The organism is Sporomusa sp., from assembly GCF_057736855.1.
Genome location: NZ_JBYKYF010000229.1, coordinates 1 through 5,070, shown reverse-complemented (window position 1 = coordinate 5,070; position 5,070 = coordinate 1). Strand labels below are relative to the sequence as shown.

Sequence of the window (5,070 nt, the reverse complement as noted above, 5' to 3'; positions counted from 1 at the left end):
ATTACTTATTGGTGTAAGCATGGGCGCAGGTTTCTTGCATTTCAGTGCCAAAGGTCCAGGATCGATGCATGCGCCAGTCATTGCCAGTCTCATTGCTGGTTTGATCGCAGGTGGTTTGGCTTGGCGTACCCGCATGTGCTTAAGTGGTGGTTTCCGTGATTTCATCCTGGTAGGGGAGACCGGTATGCTTAAAATCTATGCAATTATGTTTGTGGCTGCCTTGGCAGGCAATATGTATTTTGGTTTCTTTAAACTGGGTTTTGATAACCAGCCGCTGGCTCATACCATGCATGTATGGAATTTTCTTGGCCTATTTCTGACTGGTTTGGCGGCAACCTTAGCTGGTGGTTGTCCGCTGCGTCAACTTATTATGGCTGGTGAAGGCAGTACTGATGCATTGGCTTGTGTATTAGGCATGCTTGCCGGTGCCGGTGTGGCCCATACCCTTAATGCCGCTGGCTCGGCGGCAGGCGTTGGCATTAATGGCCAAATTGCCGTTGTCGTCGGGATTGTTCTGGTTGCCGGTATTGGTTATCTATGCAGAGAAAAACTTGTGCCCATAAACAAAGGAGTTTGATGCACTGTGGAGAATATACTTGATCTTAGAGGCTTAAGCTGTCCAATTCCACTGCTTAGGACAAAAGACGCATTAAGCCAGGCTAATGCTGTTACCGTGTTGGTTGACGAGCCGCCAGCCAAAGAGAATATTATTAAATATGCTAAATCTCAGAACTTCCGGGTGGAATGTGCTGAGGCAGGCGGCGAGTATACTATTACTATTACGAAGTAACAGCGGATACTTGCATGGCTTTGCTTATGGAAAGGGTTAATACATGGCTGATTGTGTAATTACATTTCCGTCAGTTTATCACGCCTTCCGGGCGAAAAAAATCTTGAAAGAATACAGCATTACCGCAGAACTTGTTCCTGTACCGCGTGAACTGAGTGCCTCCTGTGAAGGTCTGGCTGCCCAAGTTGCTGAACAGGATGTGGATAAAGCTGTTGAGGTGCTGGGGGCCAAAGGAATTATTATGTTGCAAAAAGGTGTTAAGCTGGCAAAGGCATATTAATACCGAAACATCTTAGAGTCTGAAGCTGTGCAGACTCTATTTTTTTCTATTCATCGACAGGAAAAGGCAAATATATGGAGAAAATAATCATGTTTATCCTACTTAACTTAATACTTGGAGGAAGTTATGCAAAATATTTTTGACCGCTTAAACCCGGCTCAGCAGGAAGCTGTTGCCCATGTAAACGGGCCGCTGCTCATCATGGCCGGAGCAGGTTCAGGCAAGACCAAGGTTTTAACAAGCCGGATTGCCAATCTCTTAGCGCAGGGAGTGGCTCCTTATCATATTTTGGCCATTACTTTTACTAACAAAGCGGCTGCCGAAATGAAAGAGCGGGTGGCCAGTATGGTTGGTCTAGCAGCTAAGGATATTTGGCTGAGTACCTTTCATGCCTTTTGTGCCAAATTTCTACGGATGGAAATTGAAAACCTGGGCGGTTATACTCGCAATTTCATCATCTATGATGCCAGCGATTCGCTGTCGCTGATTAAAACCTGCCTAAAAGAACTCAACCTTGACGAAAAGCAGTTTACCCCCAATGGTGTGCAAACCACCATTTCGAATGCCAAGAATGTCCTGCAGGATGTGCGGGAATTCATGGCACAGGCCGATAATTTTTACAGCTTAAAAGTGGCTGAAGTGTATAAGCTGTACCAGAGCAAACTCAAAGCCAATAACGCACTGGATTTTGACGATTTGTTGATGTTGTCTGTGGAACTGCTGGAATATAATTCCATGGTGCGGAAAAAATATCAGCAAAAGTTTCATTATATTTTAATTGATGAGTACCAGGATACTAACCGTGCTCAATATCTCTTGGCCCGGACACTGGCTGCCAAACATCGGAATATATGCGTGGTAGGCGATGTCGATCAGAGTATTTACGCCTGGCGGGGTGCTGATATTCAAAACATCCTTGATTTTGAATCCGATTATCCGGATGCCAAGGTCATCAAATTAGAGCAAAATTATCGTTCTACCCAGACCATTCTCGATGCTGCCAATGCTGTCATCGAAAATAACTGCCATCGCAAGCCCAAAGCATTATGGACAGACAATCAGGTTGGTGACAAAATTACCCACTATCTGGCGATGGATGAACGGGACGAAGCCCGGTATATTGCCGATACTATTGTTACACTCAATACGGTGTATCGCACACCATATAAAGATATTGCTATCTTGTACCGCACCAATGCGCAGTCACGCGTCATTGAGGAGGGCTTGCGCAACGCGGCGATTCCTTACACGATGGTTGGCGGCCTGCGCTTTTATGACCGCAAGGAAATAAAAGACATTATGGCTTACCTGAAAGTCATCTTCAATCCCGCCGATTCCATCAGCCTGCTCAGGATTATCAATGTGCCCCGCCGGGGGATCGGCAATACCACCATTGGCCGGCTGGAAGAATATGTGGCCCAAAATCATGTGTCATTGTTTGATGCCGTATCGAACCCTGATTTGGTTCCTGGACTGACTGCGCGGGCCAAGCATCAATTGGAAGGCTTGGCTGAGTTGATTTTCAACCTGATGGCCTGCCAGAATACTTTGTCGGTGGCTGAACTGATTGATAAAGTTATGCGTGATTCCGGTTATCTGGCCGAGTTGGAGGCTGACAGCGACCCACAGGCAATGAGTCGTATAGAAAATTTGAAAGAACTTGTCAGTGATGCCAAAAAGTTTGCTGAAAATGAAACTGAAAATACGCTGGAAGAATTTCTGAGTCATGTTTCGCTGCTAACCGATCTAGATAACCAGGAACTTTCTGATGATAAAGTAACTCTCATGACGTTGCATGCAGCCAAGGGACTGGAGTTTCCTGTCGTATTTTTGTGCGGGTTGGAGGAGGGGATATTTCCCCATGTTCGCACACTGATGGATGAGCGGGAGATTGAGGAAGAACGGCGCTTATGTTATGTCGGCATTACCCGGGCTCAGCGCAAATTATACATTTCTAATGCTCGTCAGCGCATGATTTACGGCAATACGGTATGCTACGAGCCATCACGATTTTTGGATGAAATACCGCCAGAACTTATCGAACGCTATGCACCGAAACGTCCTAGCCATTTGTCAGTTATACCAAGCCATCGCCCGGCGAGCGTTTCGCTGCCTAAGATGGCCGCTAAACCGGAACTGACTATTTTGAAAGATCCTGTTCAAAATCCCGTTAAGCCACAGAATATCGAATGGAAAGCCGGAGAAAAAGTATATCACGCCAAATGGGGTACCGGTACAGTGGTAGCTGTAAGCGGCAGTGGCAGCAATATGCAGCTTAGCATTGCTTTTCCTAATGAGGGTATTAAAAAACTGCTGGCCCAACTGGCACCAATCAGCAGAGTTTAATATAGTTTTCGGGGGTTTTATGCATGAATACCGCAATACCGGATAACCTGATGGCTGCTGCCAAGGAAATTGAAGAATTAAGAAAAATCATCCATTATCATAACTACCGCTATTATGTACTTGATGATCCTGAAATTAGCGATGCCGAATTTGATAAGCTGCTTAGACGGCTTATCGATATTGAAACTGCCTACCCCTCGCTCATTACCCCCGATTCTCCGACCCAGAGAGTGGGTGGAGTCCCGGCTGACGGTTTTGAACGGGTAGCGCATTTGACGCCCATGCTGAGTCTCGGGAATGCATTTTCAGCCAGTGAGTTAAAGGCGTTTGATGCCAGAGTGCGGAGCGCTCTTGGCGGTCAGCCTGTAGAATATATTGTTGAACTGAAGATCGATGGACTGGCGATCAATCTTGTCTACGAACAGGGCAGACTGATTCGGGGGGCGACCCGGGGGGACGGCGTCTATGGCGAAGACGTATCGGCCAATCTTCGTACCATCCGTTCAGTGCCGCTGGTGCTGAATGATACTGGCGATATTCCAACCCTGTTAGAGGTCCGGGGCGAAGTGTATTTGCCTAGACGGGAGTTTGACAGGCTTAACAAACTGCGGGAAGCCGCCGGTGAGCCGCTGTTAGCCAATCCTCGCAATGCTGCCGCTGGCTCTATCCGCCAACTTGATCCCAAAGTAACGGCAGAACGTGCTTTGGACATTTTTATGCATGGCCTGGGAACCGAAGAAGGTCTTGGGGTAACGACCCACTCAGCCATGCTGGAAAAACTAAAGGCGTTGGGATTCAAAATCAATCCGCATTACCAAATATTTGACAATATTGACGATGTGGTAGCATATTGCGAAAGTTGGGCGGAAAAACGGGTTGACTTACCTTATGATATTGATGGCTTAGTGATTAAAGTGAACAGTTTGGCCAGCCAGCGGTTGCTGGGTTCAACCGCCAAAGACCCGCGCTGGGCGATTGCTTATAAATTCCCAGCAGAGCAGGCAACAACCATTCTGGAAGACATCTTTGTACGGGTAGGCCGTACTGGAGTATTGACTCCCACTGCTGTATTGCGGCCTGTAAGGCTAGCAGGCACTACGGTAAGTCGGGCTACCCTGCATAATGCGGATTTCATACAAGAAAAAGATATTCGGATTGGCGACACCGTCATTGTGCATAAAGCCGGAGAAATTATTCCTGAAGTCGTTTCGGTTGTTACCGGTCGGCGCACTGGCAAGGAACAGCCCTTTGTTATGCCGACAGAATGTCCCGAATGTGGTAAGCCGATTGTGCGCGAAGTTGGAGAAGTGGCTCACAAATGCATTAACCCGCGTTGCCCGGCGCTGCTGAGAGAAGGACTTATTCATTTTGTTTCTCGCGATGCCATGAATATTGACGGACTAGGTCCGGCTGTTATTACTAGCCTGTTAGATGCTGGACTGGTTAAAGATGCGGCAGACCTGTATACGTTGCGGACGGAAGATTTGGCTGCTATGGAGCGTATGGGCGAAAAATCGGCCAATAATTTGGTGAAGGCTATCGCTGCCAGTAAAACTGCCGGTCTATCTCGGGTATTGTTCGCCTTGGGAATAAGATATGTAGGTGCCAAAGCCTCGGCACTCTTAGCCAGACGTTATGGCGATATTGACAAGCT

Annotated in this window: 5 protein-coding genes; all 5 read left to right on the top strand. The window is 47.3% G+C overall.

Annotated features, from left to right (window positions below; genetic code table 11):
* Positions 1-577, top strand: a 577-nt coding sequence (yedE, locus tag AC29Z1_RS13295; protein ID WP_488271938.1) for a YedE family putative selenium transporter, incomplete at its 5' end; no start/stop codon positions are given.
* Between the two features lie 6 nt (positions 578-583).
* The gene (locus AC29Z1_RS13290) at positions 584-790 is read left to right on the top strand and encodes a sulfurtransferase TusA family protein (RefSeq protein WP_488271937.1); all 207 of its coding nucleotides are present in this window, start codon (positions 584-586) and stop codon (positions 788-790) included.
* A gap of 43 nt (positions 791-833) precedes the next feature.
* Entirely contained in the window at positions 834-1,070 is a 237-nt protein-coding gene (locus tag AC29Z1_RS13285) for a putative Se/S carrier protein (RefSeq protein ID WP_488271936.1), read from the top strand.
* Between the two features lie 126 nt (positions 1,071-1,196).
* Entirely contained in the window at positions 1,197-3,416 is a 2,220-nt protein-coding gene (pcrA, locus tag AC29Z1_RS13280; protein WP_488271935.1) for a DNA helicase PcrA, read from the top strand.
* A 23-nt stretch (positions 3,417-3,439) separates the two neighbouring features.
* Positions 3,440-5,070: NAD-dependent DNA ligase LigA (gene ligA, locus AC29Z1_RS13275; RefSeq protein WP_488271934.1), on the top strand; the 1,631-nt coding region annotated here is incomplete at its 3' end.